We start from the raw sequence: 18,200 nt of genomic DNA on the forward strand, positions 1-18,200 counted from the left end.
GTCATCGGTCCTCCCCAATTTGCAAAATGATGGTCATCGTAACACCGACCACGGCCATGAATACTCCTGCCTCAAAGATCAGAGCTGTCGTAAGTTCGACCTCACCCAATATCGGTATATCAAAATAATCAAATGTCTGGCTCATAAACGGAACACCAAACAGAAAAGATCCAGCAGCGGTTGCCAGCGATATAAGAAGACCCCATGCAATGACATAGCGGTAGTCTACAGGAAGTATTCGCCGCAGCGTATCCGTGTTGAACGCGATCGCCATAAGAACAAGCGAGGCAGAGGTTACAAGTCCACTGATAAATCCGCCCCCCGGCTGATGATGTCCGGCAAAGAAGAGATATAGGGCGAATACTAGGATGATAAACACAATGATCTTTGTACTCATCTGCAAGAATACATCGTTGCTTCGCAAAGGAACGGTGTTCCAATTATCTGGCTTGACCGTTAGGCTCTTATCCTTCGCTTGATCCTCCTCTTCCTTTTCCTTCTTCGGTAACGCTTGGTGCTTCGACCCAAGATCTCTGCCCGTCAGATTAAGATTGATCATCGAATAGATCGCAAGCGCAGCAACACCGAGTACCATAATCTCCAGCAGCGTATCAAAGCCGCGGAAATCAACCAGAAGCACGTTGACGATGTTTTTGCCGCCTGCAAGGTTATAGCTCTCCCTCGTAAAGAACTCGGAAATGGAAGCTAGCTGAGGCGTTCCGCTTGCTGCCAGGGCGATTAAGGTAACCATGACACCTACACCTATAGCAATAACCAGGTTTAAAGCCTGATATTTCCTGCTTGATTTGGGTGTTAGTTCAGGAAGGTGATAGAAGCAGAGCAGGAAAAGTGCAACCGACACCGTTTCGACCACCATTTGAGTCAGCGCCAGATCCGGCGCTCTGAAGAGCACAAAAAACAAGGTTACAAGATAACCCACGGCCCCTGTCAGGATGACCGCAGATAACCTGTGTTTGGCTATCGGAATGCATAACGCCGTAATAATTAATCCCGCGAGCAAAATATTTTCATAAGTCATAAACGATTCATATCCGCTGAAATTCCACTGTATATCGCTGGCACGCCAGAATGCATAGAAGATCAGGATCAGCATAAAGCCAAAGATGTAAATTAAATAGTTACGCAGCGATCCATTCATGTAGGTCTGTGTCCATCGCTTCGCAAATCGATGAAGTCCTCTGAAAGCAGTTGAATAAAATCGGTTGACGGTATATCTTGGGATGTATTCCTCGTATTGAGTCTTCCATCTGGGCAGGAACTTGTAGATAACTCCTCCAAGAATAACAACGCCTAAGGTCATCCACAGCTCGGATGTAATCCCATGCCATAGATACAGATGCACATCGAAACGTTCTCCTTCAGCCAGCAGCGGAGACAGAACAGAAGCCATAGCCGGTTCGATCAGCCCACCAGATAACAGATCCGGATATACCCCTGTAATCAGCACCATAAGTGCAAGAACAACGGGTGGAATTAACATTCCTATAGGCGCTTCATGAAGCTTATGTACAGGAATTTCGGTTTTGTTCGTTCCAAGGAATGTCCGAAACACGATAACCAGGGAATATATAAAGGTCATCACGCTGGCAATCCAGGCGAGGATGGGAAATATTAATCCCCAGGCTTCGAGATTGAATATATTCAGCTCTGTAATTTCAAGCGTTGCCTTAAAGAACATCTCCTTACTAACGAATCCGTTGAATGGCGGCAGACCTGCCATGGAGAATGTGCCGATCAGAGCAATCGAGAAGGTCACCGGCATGACTGCCATAAGTCCGCCAAGCTTTCTAATATCCCGGGTGCCTGTCTCATGGTCCACAATCCCTGCCATCATAAATAGCGATCCCTTGAACAGCGCATGGTTGAACAAATGTAATATGCCTGCCGTTGTTGCTGTTGTATATAATAAGGATTCCGACCCGTATCCAAAGTATAGAGCTGCCGAGCCCAACCCGAACAATGACATGATGAGCCCAAGCTGGGATATGGTTGAATACGCTAGAATGGCTTTGAGATCCGTCTTCTTGATTGCAATTAGCGAACCGTAAGCCATCGTTAGGATTCCTGTAAGGGAGACAAGCCAGAACCATACGGCCTCTCCGCCGAAGACCGGTGTATACCGGGCGACAATATAAATACCTGCTTTGACCATAGTGGCTGAATGCAAGTATGCACTCACTGGCGTCGGCGCTTCCATCGCGTCCGGCAGCCAAATATGAAAAGGGAACTGTGCGGATTTGGTAAAGGCACCGATCAGAATCAGAATAAGCGCAGGGATAAAGAGTGAATGATCGTCTATATAGGAGATAGACTCAATCGTTTCTCTTATGCTGTATGAGCCGCTGATCAAATACAGCATAATGAACCCTGTCAGCATCGCAAATCCGCCGAAGACCGTTACAAGAAACGACTTCTGTGCACCGCGGATCGACTCTTCCTTACTATGATGAAATGCAATCAAGAGGAAAGAGGCAATACTCGTCAGCTCCCAAAAACCGTATAGCACCATCATGTTGTCTGAGAGCACGACTCCAAGCATAGCTCCCATAAACAGGAGCAGATACAAATAGAACCGATGCAATGCCTGACCACGTTCCATATAGTAGACAGAGTATAGAACAACCAGAGTGCCTATCCCTGTAATGAGCAGTGACAGCAATAGACTTAATCCATCTAAATAGACTGTAAAATAAATGCCAAGGGATGGAATCCACGGAATGGATTCATAGAATACGGAGTAATCCCGCACATCAGGAATCATGCTCAGAAAATAGGCAAACAGAATCAACGGTACGATCAGAACCGCCCATCCCAGGTGAAAACGGTGTGACAAACCTTTCATAAATGCAATCCCAATCCCTGCTGCAATGGGAAGAAGAATAGAAATATGAAGCAGATACACAAGTACACCCCCTAGTAGCACGAATTAGAGTTTATGTTAACCTTTACCCGTATCTGCTATGCACAGAATCTTTATTGCTATGAATAATGAATAGGACCTAGTCCCATACTGGTACATGAGGTTATTTTTGGAATGAAGGGAGGGCTCCATTTGTCAGAATCTAAAGAATCAACGAAAAAGAAGACACGCCGCACCATAAAGGTTCTGAAAGTACTAGGCATCCTGGCGCTCACGGGCATTGTGCTAACCACAGTGCTTGTCATTTATCTATACGCTACGAGCCTCCCTCTTGCAGATAATGACCGAAATTCAAGGCTGTTTGATATCAACGGCGAGGTCATCGCCACATTCTCCTCCAGCGGGAAGGATTCGACTCCTGTGAAGCTGGATCAAATCGCTCCTGAGCTTAAAGAGGCTACAATTGCAGTCGAGGACCGCAAATTCTATGAGCATCACGGCTTTGACATTGTCGGCGTGGGAAGAGCCATACTCGTGAACATCAAGGAAATGAGCATGGCACAAGGCGCAAGTACGCTGACACAGCAGCTTGCCAGAAATCTGTATCTCACGCATGAGAAGACCTGGTCGCGAAAAATAAAAGAGGCTGTCTATACAGCCCAGCTTGAAATGAATTTTACAAAAGACGAAATTCTTCAAATGTATCTTAATGAAATTTACTATGGTCACGGGGCATATGGAATCGAAGCCGCATCTCAGCTGTATTTTGGCAAGTCGGCTTCAGATCTTACGCTCGCAGAAAGTGCACTTCTCGCCGGTGTTCCCAAAGGACCCACTTATTACTCGCCGTATAATAATATGAAGAAAGCAAAGGATCGGCAGAAGATTGTTCTCAGTGCTATGGTTGATACTGGCAATATTACACAGGCCGAGGCTGACAAGGCATATAATGAAATGCTGGAGATCAAGCCGCAAAGTGAACGGAAAACAAATGAAGAGGCACCATATTTCCGTGATTATATCCGTAATGTGGTGATTAATGAGCTGGGCATTGATTCCTCGCGCCTGGATCACGGAGGACTTAATATTTACTCGACCCTTGATATGCGAATGCAAAAAGCGGCTGAAGAAACGGTGGCCAGCATTATGGACCCGGAGAGCAAACTTCAAGTGGGCCTTGTCTCCATTGATCCGCGTGATGGGCATGTGAAGGCAATGGTAGGCGGCACCAATTATCTGACCAGTCAGTATAATCATGCGCTGGCCGGTAATCGCCAGCCGGCATCCTCCTTCAAACCGATCATGTATCTAACGGCCATTGAATCGAAGCAGCTGACTAGTGTTTCTCTATTCGAGAGCAAGCCAACCGTGTTTCACTACGATAATAACCGGAAGACCTATGAGCCCAGCAATTTCGGCGAGAAATATCTCGGATGGATTGATATGCGCAGGGCCATTGCCGTTTCAGATAATATTTATGCAGTAAGTACACTGATGCAAATCGGATATGAGCCTGTCATCGCCATGGCCCATAAATTAGGGATAACCAGCTCGCTCAGCGGAGTACCTTCGCTTGCCCTCGGCACCTCGCCTGTGAGCGTGTTTGAAATGGCTTCGGCATACAGCGTGCTTGCCAATGAAGGACAGCGAAATGCACCTGTCGCCGTGCTTAAAATTACCGATGCAGCTGATCGAATCGTCTATAAAGTTCCGGACCAGGTTCCCGAACAGGTCGTTGATCCGGCATCGGCGTATGTGATGACCAACCTGCTGGAGAGCGTATTTGATACGGGAGGCACAGCTCACCGGGTAGCTAACAAGCTCGCAAGGCCTGTCGCGGGCAAGACAGGGACCACGAGCTCAGATGCCTGGATGGTTGGATATACGCCTGAATTAGCAACAGCCGTGTGGGTTGGCTACGATGAAGGGAAAGAGATTACGACTACAGAGAGCCGCAGGGCTGCTCCTATCTTCGCAGAATACACAGAGAAGGCGCTTGAGAATGTGCCTCCAAAAGTATTTCCTGTGCCAGAAGGAGTGGCCAGTGTATATATCGATCCTACAACGGGCAAGCTTGCCGGTAATTATTGTGAAAATCGCAGGCTCGAAGTATTCCTTCGCGGCACGGAGCCGACGGAATATTGTACTGAGCATTATGCTGAGCCAGAACAAGACTCAACTGAGCAGGATATCGAGAGAGAACGTGATAATTCTTGGTGGGATCACTTTAAAAATTGGTGGACCAAATAACCTTTGAACCCAGGCTTCATACGTTCTGAGTTGACTCCGTGCCTGTGGCAAAGGTATATATAACAACAAAAGAGCCGCAGAGCTGATGATCTACAGCTCTGCGGCTCTTTTCTTTTGTGTGAACGACAATGTCAGCTATCCAGCGCTTGCTTCAGTTCTTCCGGAGAAGCATTCCACCAGTCCTCATTATGAGCCATAAGCAGCTTCTTCAATGCCGCTTTCTCTTCGGCTCCCATCTCATCCAGCATGATCCGACGCTTCATTGCATAATCCATCTTGTTAACATGATCCGCAAGAATCTTCCAGCCTCGTCTCGCTTCCGTATCAATCCACATTTCGCATGCAGTTGCGCCTGCATACAGCTGCCCTTCCGGAGTACGGTCCACTGCCACCCATACTAGCCATACCTGGCGGCCGTTCGGCACAGCTGTCTTATCCGCAGAGAATTTGATTCCCCGCTCCACTTTGCTCTTCGCATGCATCGCACCAATATCGATCTTTGCCTCTCCAGCATCAATAATGACAGGAGATACGTTATTCAGATCAATGGATCCTGCACCGAATCCCTTATGCTTGCTCTTGCTGCTTACAATATTCAAGGCAATTTGTTTCTTGCCGCTTTGTCCACTTTGTCCGTTTTGTTCCATTGATTATGGCCTCCAAAAGTTGATACCAATATTTTAACTAATATTTGTCCCATTGCAAACATATATATGCCTTAGATGCTTGTCAACGGGAGGTATATAATGTATGACCCCAGTTCGCGCGAAAGTTATTCTATCTTCTATTATTGCTGTTTGTGTCCTAGGCGGCACACTACTACTCAGTCTAAACGGCTCACCGGATGCTCTACCTGCTCTCGTACCAAATACGGCCAAGCCTGGGGCTGCTCCAGCACCTGCACCGGTACAGGAAAGCGTCCAAACTCCTCGAGCTGAGGTGCTGAGCGACCGCATTGTCGAATATCACATTGATGTGCAGCTGACCGAAGAGAACACCTTAAAAGGTACCTCCATCATGACCTGGACTCATCCGGGAACCAAAACCGTAAATGAATTATATTTTCATCTATATCCTAATGCTTTCTCATCCGATCAGACAACCTTTATGAAGGAGTCCGGCGGAAAGCTTCGAGGTGATGCTATGCCGAAGGATGGCTATGGCTCCATGAAGCTTACCGAGATCAAAACGACAGAAGGATTATCCTTATTGCATCGCATCCAGTATGTCCAGCCGGACGATGGTAATATGAACGACCGCAGCCTTGTGAAGGTTCGTCTGCCCAAGCCTGTCAAAGGGGGCGAAAGCATCACATTAAACATAGCATTTGAAGTGGAGCTCCCTAAAATTTTTGCTCGGATGGGTACAGCAGATGAATTTGTCATGGCAGGTCAGTGGTTTCCTAAAATAAGTGTCTATGAACCTGTAGGCAGACGAAATCGAACAACGGAAGGATGGAACCTCCACCAGTATCATGGAAACTCAGAATTTTATTCAGACTTTGGAATTTACAGTGTGCGGATAAAGGTCCCTGAGGATTATATCGTGGCTGCTACCGGATTCCCGACCAGGCCTTATACTAAGCAGGATGGCCAGAGAATTTACCAGTTCTATGCCGATGATGTCCATGATTTTGCCTGGGCTGCTTCACCGAATTTTATCGTAGCTGAGGAGCCGTTCTCCTCACCCAATGTTCCAGGAGTACGCATCAAGCTGTATCTTGATCCGGCTCATGCCGATCTGAAGGATCGATACTTTTACGCAGCCAAGTCTGCACTGTCCAATTATAGCGAATGGTATGGCAGATACCCTTATTCTACCCTGTCCATCGTTGTTCCGCCTATCGAAGCGAACGGTGCGGGAGGAATGGAGTATCCGACTCTGATTACTGCTTTTGGCGCGAATGACACCTCCCCTGGTTATGAACTAGAGAGAACGGTCATTCACGAGATTGGTCATCAATACTTCTATGGCATGATCGCGAGCAACGAATTTGAAGAAGCATGGCTGGATGAAGCATTCACTTCCTATGCAGAAGATCGCCTCATGGAGCAGGAGTATGGACTAACCCCCAACCTTCCGCTGCAATCTGCTTCGATGAGCTCACCTGCACCGCTTACGCAGGAATCGTGGAAGTTTAACTCTCATAATCACTATGCAGAGAATGTATACACAAGAGGCAAACTGGTCCTCCTCGGAATAGAACAGCAGGTTGGCACCAAGAAGATGGACCAGATTATGGCTACCTATGCTGCCAAGTATCGGTTCAAGCACCCGACCACCGCTCAATTCCAAAAGGTTGTGGAGCAGGTTACCCGCAGATCCTGGGACACTTATTTTGACCAATATATTTACGGTAACCAAATGGCTGATTTCTCTGTAGATTCCATCTCCATCAAGGAACAGGGAACACCAGAAGAGCCGAGCTACATTTCCTCGATCAGAGTTGCAAAGAATGCAGCGGATTACTCAGAGATTCCTATCGTATTCACTTTTGAAGATGGGCATATGATCCGCAAGGAATGGGACGGAAAAGGTGGAGAGATCATCTACAACCTAACTTATAAGTCTCCTCTGGTTTGGGCAATGGTCGATCCAGAGTACTCCATTACACTTGAGAATAAGCATATGAACAACTACTTAAAAGCTGAAGGGGATGAAGCATTGGAGACCCGGTTTAACATTAGTATTACCAAAGTATTGGAGCTCTTGCTCGGAAGTCTGTCATGGTGAGGTGTATAGCGGATGAAATCTTATCTCTCCGAAGGTTTTAAGTTGGTCAAGCGTCATTTCCTAATCGTTATATTCCTGTTTCTGTACCAACTGCTGTGGGGTGCTCTTCTGTATAAGATGGTGTCCTCTGCGGTCATCCCTTTGCTAATGCGCTACCCGAATCCCCCGCCACATGAGCTTAGCCAGATCTTATTCTGGTTAGAGGGGCAGATCAGCTTGAGTACCAGCTCCACAGTCCATGATTATGTTTGGCTGCTTGTCCTCATGTTTATTTTAAGGATGCTCATCACTCCGCTGATTCGGGCGGGCTTGTTTCACAGTCTTCATGAAGATGAAAGCACCAGGGGCTTCTCCTTCTTTCGCGGGACCCTTAAGCACTGGAAAAAGACATCACTGCTCTATCTCATCGAGATTGTACTGCTGCTGCTGCCTGCCTACTGGATCATCCCGAAGGTGCTTCCACTCCTCCTAAATGCGGTCTACAACCAGAATATCCTTCTACAGGCAGCTCCTTACGTTATCTTATGGATCATTTACGCCTACATTATCAAGCAGCTGCTCTTATATGTACAGTTTGGACTTACAGGCAATCGAAGCGGCTTTAGTGCAGTATGGGTCTGCATCCGCCATGCGCTTCCTGTCACTGGAGTTGCCCTGACACTTAGTGCACTTGCCTTCATACTGTTCAGTGCTTTCACTGCCGTATCGCTCATTTGGACAGGACTTTTAGCCCTGATTCTCCAGCAGTCTTATCATCTAATACGATCGCTCATAAATGTATGGAAGATAAGTTCCCAGTTCAGTATTTGGCAATCCAAAAGCGATGATGCCTAAATTTATTGTCTTGTCTCCTCTCATCAAAAACCGCACCCAGCGCGAATATAACGCTTTCAACGTAGAAATAAAGTCAATCCGCCTGTTTATTTATCGCACCTAACGTCAAAAAACTTTATAAGTCTCGCTCTTCTCCTAGAGCGAGACTTATTTTTTGTAATATTTTCTCTAAAAAACGATTGCCAAATTTACACAACCTCTGTTACAATAGGCCCAGAACTTCTAGTAACAACTTTGTAATAATTGTTGTAACTTTTACCATTTAACTAAGTACATAGTCTTACAAGAGTGAGCGACTTTCACAGATGCACATCTTAAGAAACAGCCAAATTCCTGGCATCTGGGAAGCGGGGGAACCACTTTTATGGGTGAATTGATCTCGCAACGTAAGTGATCATAGGGGAACCTTCTACCGAATCCTTAAGCTAACCTCGCAGGCATTGGAAGGGGATTATTTTTTCTTGAAAAAGTCACTAACTGCTGCAGCACTGAGTCTTGCTATTGCATTCTCCATCGGAACAGGAAGTGCATTCGCCGATTCCAAAATGGACAAGGTCATTGATAGCGCTAAAGGAACCGAATATAAATATGGCGGTACTACTTTAAACGGATTTGATTGCTCTGGTTTTACCATGTATGTATTTGACAAACTCGGCATCGATCTGCCTCATCAATCTGGATCTCAATACAAAATGGGCAAGTCTGTATCCCGTTCTGAAATGAGACCTGGCGACCTCGTATTTTTTAACACAAGCGGAAAAGGTGTATCCCATGTCGGCATCTTCGTAGGTGAAGGTAAATTTGCACATGCTTCCTCTTCTAAAGGAGTTATTATCAGCAAGCTGGACGAGAGCTACTATGAAAAACGTTACATTGGTGCAAAACGAATTATGAGTACGGAAGAATACGAAACAGCTGCATTAGATTAAGGAACACTGTGCTGGAACAAACCTCATAGCCCGAAGATTTGATTACTAAATAGTAATCCATCTTCGGGCTTTTTATATTATATTAGGGTGAATCAATTTGATAATACCTTTAGCTGCTTAAATCAAGGGTATATATAGATCAAAGTTCACCTTTTTAATGATTTATGAAATTGATTCGGGTTGTTCTTGAACTATATGGAGTCTACATCTATAAAGGAGACGATGACATGACGCAGAAAGGAACTACCTTTCATGCCCTTCCTATGAGTGAAGAGCATGCAGCTGAGATCTGCACTTGGCAGTACGAACCTCCTTATAACATATATGGCTGGCTGCCCTGGGAGCAGATGAAGGCGCTTGAGATTGAATTTGGCGACCCTGAACTTCGAGCCACGCAGTATTTATCTATTGTAAATGATGCAGGTGAGTTATACGGATTCGCTCAATTATTTCCTTTAACCGGTGTGACCCGGCTTGGTCTCGGAATGAGACCCGATCTTTGCGGACAGGGAATGGGGACTTCCTTTGTCAACTCGATTGTACAGGAAGCTGCAGTCCGGAACCCGCAGAACGATATTGATCTTGAGGTTCTAACCTGGAATAAAAGAGCGATTCGCACTTATGAAAAAGCGGGATTTGCCATTCATGATACCTATGAGCGCCTTACGCCGGAGGGCCCTAAGCTGTTCTTCTGTATGGTGTTTGAAGGAGCAAAGCTTAAATAGACATGATTGTCTCTCCTAACTTTTGTTTAAATATTTACCATAAAATACTATGAAGCAAGTTCATGATCCTTTATAATAAATGAAGGATTGTACATAGTAGGAGGACACAACGAATGAAGAAATGGATCATGAGTGGGTTATTTTTCTTCGCTTGCGCTTTTGCCCTCGTGTTAATGTTTACGGTTCCAGGAAGAGAACATGTGACTGAGGAAGAGCAGCCACGGGCAATGCCTGAGGTAACTCTAGATGCTGCTGCTGCTGAGGAGAAGGCGAAGGCAAGCTGTATTACTTGTCACGGTAATCAACTGGAAGGCGGAATGGGACCGTCACTGCAAACCATTGGTGCAAAACATGACGCCAATAAACTGTACCAGATTATTAGTGAAGGCACAGGCGGCGGCATGCCGGCGTTTGAAGGTCAGCTTACTGAAGAAGAGATTGCGAACCTTGCTCTATGGCTGTCCGAGAAGAAGTAAAGCAGTATAACCTTAAATAAAACACGCCTGCAAAGAGTTGGTATCTGTCATCAGAACCCACTCTTACAGGCGTGTTTTGTTACTTTCATCGTTACTTAATTTTGCATCATTCTATCGTAAGCTTCATTATATTGTTGTGCTTCTTTAATATCGATCGCGGTTATTCCTCCATCATCCCATGAAGTGAGCCGCAGCGTCACCACTTTATGATCGATGGTAATAAAAGGGTGATGATTGAATGCCTCCGAAATTAATCCGACTTCATCAACAAAGGCAATCCCTTTCATGAAGCTGGTGAACGTGAATTTGCGGACAATCCAGCGACCCTCTTCGTACTCCCAGCCCTCTAGTTTATCAAGATGAGCTTCTACTTCCTCTTGTGTAAAGACCATCGTTTCAATCCAACCTCCTTGATAAGACGTACTTACATTCAGCAGACCCGGTGCCTCACGTAAATACAGGTACTGCACTATGCAGTAAAAGAATGCTAAGCATATCAGCAAGCTTAGGTGCAATTCTGTCTCTATATTTACTGATATCTTACAATAAGGAACCGTTTGCTAGTGGTAAACGGCTTATCGTGTTCCATCTTATCATGTAAGCGATCCTAATTCCAACTCCCCAAAAGCCCTAAATCAGGGCTACAAAATCCAGTTCATCCTCGCCTATTAATATATTCAGACGATGGTTCTCCTTATCATGAATAACGACTCCACAGCCTACAGTAATCATGGATTCGCCTCCCAGCGCGTAGAACAAATCTTCTGCAAGCGCTTCATCCACCTCGCCTCTATCTGCAGCTCCAAGCCGCTCCCAGTCCTCTTCTTCCATCTCGAAGAAAGTGTATCGATCCGGAATTTTGGCAATTGCCTTAATCAAATCCTCTAATATGTCACTATACTCGCGTCCATGTTTTACACCCATTCGTGTGTTCACTCCATTTTTAATATCGTGTTTCTATTATACCGGAAATTAACCCTTCACAAAAATGAATAACGTGTCGATAAATATTATAAATCAAAGGGATATCTTGAAAGGATTCAGATTAAATCTCATGGATGAGGTGTATGATGGAAATTTCAACAATTATTGGACTGATACTAGGGTTAGTCTCCCTAGTTTTAGGTATGATCTTTAAGGGTGCGCCACTCATTAATTTGGTGAACAACCCTGCAGCTTACCTGATTATTTTCGGTGGTACGATGGCTACCATTTTTATGGCCTTCCCCATGTCAGAGGTCAAAAAGATACCCCAACTGTTTAGAGTCGTCTTCGTGAAGCAGAAGATGATTGACAAAGTTTCACTGATCAGCATGTTCTCCGAGTGGGCATCCATTACCCGTCGTGAAGGGCTCCTCGCACTTGAGGCAAAGGTAGACGAGATCGACGATGTTTTCCTGCGCAGCGGAATGCGGATGATTATAGACGGTAATGATCAGGAATTTGTCAGTGATGTTTTGATGGAAGATATTCACGCAACTGAGGAACGACACAAGACAGGGGCATTGATCTTTTCTCAAATGGGCATGTACGCTCCTACACTTGGTGTTCTTGGCGCGGTTGTCGGCCTTATCGCTGCTCTCGGTGATCTAAGTGATATGGACAAGCTGGCTCATGCCATCGCTGCTGCATTTATTGCTACCCTGTTAGGTATATTTACAGGATATGTGCTCTGGCATCCTATTGCGAATAAGCTCAAGCGTATTTCCAAAAAAGAAACCGAGCTTAAGTTAATGATGGTCGAAGGCCTGTTGTCCATCCAATCCGGTGTATCCACCATTGCGATCAATCAGAAGTTGTCCGTATTCCTGACCCCGAGCGAACGTGCAGAGCTTGCAAGCAAGGAGGGAAGCACAGGTGAAAAAGACTAAGAAAAGACATGAAGATCATGAAGAGCATGTAGACGAAAGCTGGCTGCTGCCTTATTCCGACCTGATGACATTGCTTCTGGCCCTATTCATCACTCTGTTCTCCATGAGCTCCATCGATGCTCAGAAGTTTGAACAAATGGCAGGTGCTTTAAGCAGTGCGCTCAACGGTGGTACAGGCGTTCTGGATAACAAATCTGCCTTTCCCACCGATCCTAGCATGGACTTAGGCAGCGAAACAACTCCGCCAAAGAATCCTGAGACTTCCCAAGAGGCCCAGCTCGCGAAGCAAGAGCAGGAAGAGCTGGAGAAGCTGAAGAAGCAGCTTGATCAATATATCAGCGAGAATCGGCTGACCGATCAGCTGGATACGAAGCTAAATCAATCACAGCTCATGATCACCATAGCAGACAATGCCGTCTTTGCTTCAGGGCAAGCGACAGTGAAGCCTGAGGCAAGAGTTATGGCTAAGAACATATCCCGCATGCTGCAGCAATTTCCTGACTATGATGTCATTGTTACCGGTCACACGGATAATATGCCTATTAACAATGCACAATACAATGATAACTGGGACCTGAGCAGCGACCGTGCCTTGAATTTCTTGAAAATTATGCTGCTAAATACGAATCTGGATCCTTCAAAATTTACACCTAGCGGTTATGGTGAATATCACCCTGTCGCCTCTAATGATACGCCTGAAGGGCGAGCTCAGAATCGGCGTGTCGAAATTTCGATTATTCGTAAATACACAAGCAGCTCTAGCACGATGAGTGTTGAGTAGTTGAGTAGCGCTAGCTCAACGGATATGATATGTACTAACAAAGCCTCCATTCCCGTCTTAGGTTGGGTTGGAGGCTTTATTATATGGTTATTTTCAGCTTGCTTAGTGTGAATTTTATGCTGACGCTATGAAATAACGCCTTATCTTGAGCTTTTAGAGCAGCTTGTAATTCAATAGGTTCCCTAATTCCGATTTCTCCTGCTCGCTTAATTCTCGCCAAGTACCTATTGCCTGGGATCCGAGATGAATGTTCATAATACGAATACGCTTCAGTTTGCGCACTTCATATCCAAACGCACTACACATTCGTCGAATTTGCCGATTCTTCCCTTCGGTCAAAATGATGCGAAAGGTCTTGTCCGAGATGCGAGTCACCGTACAAGGCAGTGTTCTTTCACCAAGAATCTTCACACCGCTTGCCATACCTCTCAGGAAAGATTCTGTCACCGGCCTGTTTACGGTCACGATATATTCCTTCTCATGCTTTCCTTCAGCGCGCAGTATTTTATTTACGATGTCTCCATCATTCGTCATTAAGATCAGGCCCTCCGAATCCTTATCCAGCCGCCCAATCGGGAAGATGCGTTCCTTGTGACCCACAAAATCCACGATGTTTCCTTCAATGTGCTGCTCTGTCGTACTGGTAATGCCGACAGGCTTATTCAATGCAATATATACCGTGTTACCTTTGGCACGAAGAGGCTTCCCATCAACCAGCACTTCGTCCCCTTCCTCCGCCTGACTGCCAAGCACAGCCACAACTCCGTTGATTGTTACTTTCCCGCTGTCGACCAGCTTGTCTGCCTCTCTTCGGGAACAATAGCCTGTCTCACTAATAAATTTGTTGATTCGCATTCATTCACTCACCTAACATTAAAAAATCTGGATGCTTACATTTCAACATCAGAAGGATCGGTGTCACCATCTACGACCTCGGGTAAAAGAATCGTGACCGTTGTCCCTTTACCTTTTTCACTTTCAATTTCCATCGTACCTTTATGAGCCTGGATTAGTCGCTGACAGACCATGAGTCCGAGCCCAGTCCCTGTTTCCTTATTCGTAAAGAACGGCTCCCCAAGCTTGTGCATGATCTCCTCCGGAATACCGATGCCTTGGTCTATTATTTGGATTCGGATCTGCTCATCCGGAGTCTTGGAGATCGTAATATGGATGGTTCCGCCATCAGGCATTGCCTCCATCCCGTTCTTTAATATGTTGATGAATACCTGCTTTAATTGATTCTCACCACAATGCACGATCGACGTCCCCTCTGCCTCAATGTTGAATTCGATACCATGCATATGAGCCTGGCTGTCGAGCAGAGAAATGACATCTCCCATAATAAAGCGAATGTCTTTCTGCTGGAAATTAACTGCCTGAGGCTTAGCTAATATGAGAAATTCGCCGACAATCAAATTAATCCGGTCCAGCTCTGACAGCATAAGGTCGATATGCCTTGGATTCAGCTTCTTGGTCTGCTGCTGCAGCTGAATGAAGCCCCGAAGCGTCGTCAGAGGATTACGTATTTCATGGGCTACGCCTGCTGCAAGCTGTCCCACGGTCGTCAGCTTCTCTGACCTGCGTAGCACTTCCTCCATCCGCTTACGACCTGTAATGTCTCTAGAAATACTAATAAATCCAGTAATTTCGCCTTCATTATCCCTGATCGGTGCAGTACTTACACTGACTTCAATTCTACTGCCATCTTTGGCTAAACGGTAAGATTCAATATAAGGAACTGTCTTGCCCTCATGAAGCTTCTGCATCCGCTCTTTTTCTTCGACTATTAATTCATCAGGTACATTACTAAGTGGCCTTCCAACAATCTCTTGACTGGTCCAGCCATATAATAGTTCAAAAGCCCGATTTACCTGAATGACATTGCTGTCTTCATCTGTAATATGAATGGCATCTGCTGTCTGGTTAATAACCGATTCAAGATGCTCCTTCACTGCTCGATTTTCCTCATACATCTGCTTGAGACGATTCGTGTAATGACCGAGATTGCGAATCATCGCATTAATCCCGTTAGACAGTTGACCGAACTCATCATGACGTTTCAGCTGCAATCCAATATTGAAGTGTCCGTCTGCCACTTCATTCACCTTAGAAAGTACAATTTGGATAGGTTTTGTATATGCAGAAGCCAATAAATAACTGCCAAAAATGACGATCTCCAATAAAACGAGAGAAACTGCAATATGACTAACCAGTTGTTCTGTAATAACGCCCTGGATCTCCTGATAATCGGTAATAATGCTAATGATGTAGGATCCGCCTTCAGGATTCGGTATCGGAATCATGTTCTTTAATACTTTTTTATTATCCACATTCGCTACATAAGACACATTATTTCCGGTTTCAATCGCTTTATGAATGGCAGTGCTATCTTCCTTGATCTGTCCATAATCGTACGCGCCGAACATAATCGGCCTGGTTCCAAATTTATAGTTGAGCTCATCGGTCCCATCCGGTGCCATAGATGGCTGTCCGAAAGTAGATGGATTAATGCCTGCAATGGACAGAATTGAAGGATTGACATCCTTCACCTTCTCTATCATTCCATCCGGACTTGAGAACACAACATAGTCTTCCACCTCAGATGCATTCAGAAAAGGGTTGATGATGTAATTTCGTTCTCCGTCGTGATAATATCCCCAAATATTGATGTTATCTGGGTCTGAGGTGGCATACTCAAACCCGTCAGACCAATAGTGATCATAAGCGACTCCCTGAGGAATCGTTACTTGATTAAAGGCAAACAACTGTTTAAAAGCCTCATACCAATATGTCATTTTCTTGGTGGATAAGCCAATCTCATTCGGGTCAGAGGATTTACTTACGATAATATCGTCCTCTGTTTGAATCATCAAAGAAATATCTGTAACTCCAATTTCTTCACTGAGCTCTTCCAGCTGCTCTGTCGTCACGTTTTTGATATCGGAATCTAGTCTATCCGCTGCTATAATGGAAGCCAGCCATATATTTTTGGAGATCTGCTTCTTAATGGACTTCGTGCTATTCTGATTCTGCTCGACAGCAAGTGCAATCTGTTTGGCAGCCGAAACCGCCCGCTTCTCACTATCCTGCTGTAAATTCTCCTGGGTTGTGTAATAGCTTAAAGCAATGTTGAGCCCGAGTATAATGAGTACCGAGAATGACATTACTAAAGATAATTTAATTTTAATGGACAAGACTTCAGCTCACCTCTTGGCTCGTATGCTGGCGAAATGTGACTTTATTTACTCCTTCTTAGGACTTTATGTATTTATAAAACCATCATACCTTTTAGTGGTGTATTTGAAAAGGAATCTGATTCGTAACTATGCAGTATTTTATAGCAATTCTTCTCTTCATTGGTTTGATATATCCCTATGTTAAATCTACAATTAATTAGATAGACCATCACTCGATATGAAAAACAATACACATATTTGTGCACAAATCCACAGGCCTTTGGATAATATGTGTACAAACTTGTTAGCAACTACAAAGTTATCCACAAAGTTATGCACATCATGTTAACAATAGAATGTCTGTTCGTTGTATAATTGGAGTAATGAAAGGCGGGAACCGCATAAATGAACGAATTTCAGTCCCATACCAGTAAAGACGCAAATTTTTTATACACAGATGAATATTGGATGAGAGAAGCCATAAGTGAAGCAATGAAGGCAGAGACACTCGGCGAGGTACCGATTGGAGCGATCGTAGTCAAAGACAATGAGATCATTGGCCGGGGATACAATCTAAGGGAGATTCATTATGATGCGACAGCACATGCTGAGATCATTGCTATTAAACAAGCAAGCGAGCACTTGAAGGCATGGAGATTGCTGGATTGCAAATTGTATGTCACGCTCGAGCCATGCCCTATGTGTGCTGGTGCCATCGTACAATCTAGAATTCCTCATGTTGTATATGGAACAACCGATCCGAAGGCCGGCTGCGCCGGTACACTCATGAATCTGCTTCAGGAATCTCGATTTAACCATCAGACCGAAATTACAAGCGGAGTCTTACAGGAGGAATGCGCTGCGATGCTTACGTCCTTCTTTAGAAAACTTCGCCGCAAACCACGCACGGAGGGAGAATAACAAGTGCATAGGGTCCTTCATGATACACAACACGGCCTCTATATCAGGCCATACGTAATAGAAGACACGGAAGCGTTACAAGCCTTGTATGTGGCCAGCAAGCAGCATCACGCACCCTTTGAACCCATTAGAGGGGATGAGTTCTACACTATTGAAGCCCTGAGAAACAGAATCCTATCCAGGCAGCAGGAATCTGATCAGGATCAGGGCTATTATTTTGGGGTTTTTGAGGATAATACCGACGAGCTTGTTGGACAAGTCAGTCTGACCAATATCGCACGCGGAGTGGCTCAATATGCAGATTTAGGTTATTTTGCGCATGTTGATCATATGGGCAAAGGCTATATGAGCGCAGCGGTGAAGCTGATCATCTTATTCGCCTTTCGTTCACTTGGGCTTCACCGTATACAGGCATCCATTCTTCTTCATAATCAGGCATCTCGCCGTGTTCTCGAGAAGAACGGATTTATGGCAGAAGGCATTGCTAGGGGCTACCTGCTGATCGCCGGCCACTGGCAGGATCACCAAATTTATTCACTGTTAAACCCAAATTACGGAAAAGATTAATACCTCTGCTGACTACACCACTTAAAACATAAAAACCCGTCAAAATGACGGGTTTT

Annotated in this window: 16 protein-coding genes and 1 riboswitch; of the genes, 10 read left to right on the top strand and 6 right to left on the bottom strand. The window is 45.1% G+C overall.

Going from position 1 to position 18,200, the window contains the following annotated elements:
* Window position 1 precedes the first annotated feature (1 nt).
* Complete coding sequence (locus BM415_RS23735; protein ID WP_091161814.1) at window positions 2-2,923, bottom strand: Na+/H+ antiporter subunit A; 2,922 nt, start codon at window positions 2,921-2,923, stop codon at window positions 2-4.
* A 150-nt stretch (window positions 2,924-3,073) separates the two neighbouring features.
* On the opposite strand from BM415_RS23735, the gene BM415_RS23740 reads away from it, so the two are divergent.
* On the top strand, window positions 3,074-5,131 hold the full coding sequence (locus BM415_RS23740) for a transglycosylase domain-containing protein (RefSeq protein ID WP_244533714.1): 2,058 nt from the start codon (window positions 3,074-3,076) through the stop codon (window positions 5,129-5,131).
* A gap of 131 nt (window positions 5,132-5,262) precedes the next feature.
* On the opposite strand, the gene BM415_RS23745 is transcribed toward BM415_RS23740, so the two are convergent.
* Window positions 5,263-5,778: a YwhD family protein gene (locus BM415_RS23745; RefSeq protein ID WP_091161818.1), complete on the bottom strand. Its 516-nt coding sequence runs from the start codon at window positions 5,776-5,778 to the stop codon at window positions 5,263-5,265.
* Window positions 5,779-5,881: 103 nt separating this feature from the next.
* Between BM415_RS23745 and BM415_RS23750 the strand changes: the two genes are divergently transcribed.
* The 5 genes from BM415_RS23750 (at window position 5,882) to BM415_RS23770 (ending at window position 10,828) form a co-directional block, all read left to right on the top strand.
* The gene (locus BM415_RS23750) at window positions 5,882-7,864 is read left to right on the top strand and encodes a M1 family metallopeptidase (protein ID WP_091161820.1); all 1,983 of its coding nucleotides are present in this window, start codon (window positions 5,882-5,884) and stop codon (window positions 7,862-7,864) included.
* A 12-nt stretch (window positions 7,865-7,876) separates the two neighbouring features.
* Entirely contained in the window at window positions 7,877-8,698 is an 822-nt protein-coding gene (locus BM415_RS23755) for a hypothetical protein (RefSeq protein WP_091161822.1), read from the top strand.
* 313 nt (window positions 8,699-9,011) lie between these two features.
* A riboswitch (cyclic di-AMP (ydaO/yuaA leader) is annotated at window positions 9,012-9,153 on the top strand.
* A gap of 6 nt (window positions 9,154-9,159) precedes the next feature.
* Window positions 9,160-9,627 carry a C40 family peptidase gene (locus BM415_RS23760; protein WP_091161823.1) on the top strand — a complete coding sequence of 156 codons (468 nt, stop codon included), beginning with the start codon at window positions 9,160-9,162 and terminating at the stop codon, window positions 9,625-9,627.
* A gap of 227 nt (window positions 9,628-9,854) precedes the next feature.
* Window positions 9,855-10,352 (top strand): GNAT family N-acetyltransferase, encoded by a 498-nt coding sequence (locus BM415_RS23765; protein ID WP_091161825.1) that lies wholly within the window; start codon window positions 9,855-9,857, stop codon window positions 10,350-10,352.
* A gap of 113 nt (window positions 10,353-10,465) precedes the next feature.
* The gene (locus tag BM415_RS23770) at window positions 10,466-10,828 is read left to right on the top strand and encodes a c-type cytochrome (RefSeq protein WP_091161826.1); all 363 of its coding nucleotides are present in this window, start codon (window positions 10,466-10,468) and stop codon (window positions 10,826-10,828) included.
* 95 nt (window positions 10,829-10,923) lie between these two features.
* On the opposite strand, the gene BM415_RS23775 is transcribed toward BM415_RS23770, so the two are convergent.
* Both BM415_RS23775 and BM415_RS23780 read right to left on the bottom strand, forming a co-directional pair.
* The gene (locus BM415_RS23775) at window positions 10,924-11,220 is read right to left on the bottom strand and encodes a 4a-hydroxytetrahydrobiopterin dehydratase (RefSeq protein WP_047914350.1); all 297 of its coding nucleotides are present in this window, start codon (window positions 11,218-11,220) and stop codon (window positions 10,924-10,926) included.
* Between the two features lie 238 nt (window positions 11,221-11,458).
* Complete coding sequence (locus BM415_RS23780; protein ID WP_091161828.1) at window positions 11,459-11,752, bottom strand: hypothetical protein; 294 nt, start codon at window positions 11,750-11,752, stop codon at window positions 11,459-11,461.
* Between the two features lie 146 nt (window positions 11,753-11,898).
* Between BM415_RS23780 and motA the strand changes: the two genes are divergently transcribed.
* The gene (motA, locus tag BM415_RS23785) at window positions 11,899-12,699 is read left to right on the top strand and encodes a flagellar motor stator protein MotA (protein ID WP_091161829.1); all 801 of its coding nucleotides are present in this window, start codon (window positions 11,899-11,901) and stop codon (window positions 12,697-12,699) included.
* On the top strand, window positions 12,686-13,480 hold the full coding sequence (gene motB, locus BM415_RS23790) for a flagellar motor protein MotB (protein ID WP_091161831.1): 795 nt from the start codon (window positions 12,686-12,688) through the stop codon (window positions 13,478-13,480). Before motA ends, motB begins: the two co-directional genes overlap by 14 nt.
* 153 nt (window positions 13,481-13,633) lie before the next feature.
* Here motB and BM415_RS23795 read toward each other — a convergent pair whose 3' ends face one another.
* Both BM415_RS23795 and BM415_RS23800 read right to left on the bottom strand, forming a co-directional pair.
* A complete protein-coding gene (locus BM415_RS23795; protein ID WP_091161833.1) occupies window positions 13,634-14,335 on the bottom strand; it encodes a pseudouridine synthase in 702 nt (233 codons plus the stop codon).
* Window positions 14,336-14,370: 35 nt separating this feature from the next.
* Window positions 14,371-16,674 (bottom strand): ATP-binding protein, encoded by a 2,304-nt coding sequence (locus BM415_RS23800; RefSeq protein ID WP_091161834.1) that lies wholly within the window; start codon window positions 16,672-16,674, stop codon window positions 14,371-14,373.
* A 387-nt stretch (window positions 16,675-17,061) separates the two neighbouring features.
* Here BM415_RS23800 and tadA point away from each other — a divergent pair, with 387 nt between their 5' ends.
* Together tadA and BM415_RS23810 are read left to right on the top strand one after the other, a co-directional pair.
* On the top strand, window positions 17,062-17,577 hold the full coding sequence (tadA, locus tag BM415_RS23805) for a tRNA adenosine(34) deaminase TadA (RefSeq protein WP_091161836.1): 516 nt from the start codon (window positions 17,062-17,064) through the stop codon (window positions 17,575-17,577).
* A gap of 3 nt (window positions 17,578-17,580) precedes the next feature.
* The gene (locus tag BM415_RS23810) at window positions 17,581-18,144 is read left to right on the top strand and encodes a GNAT family N-acetyltransferase (protein WP_091161838.1); all 564 of its coding nucleotides are present in this window, start codon (window positions 17,581-17,583) and stop codon (window positions 18,142-18,144) included.
* The last annotated feature ends 56 nt before the right edge of the window (window positions 18,145-18,200 follow it).

Source organism: Paenibacillus sp. 453mf, assembly GCF_900116105.1.
In the GTDB taxonomy this organism is placed as follows: Bacteria; Bacillota; Bacilli; order Paenibacillales; family Paenibacillaceae; genus Paenibacillus; species Paenibacillus provencensis.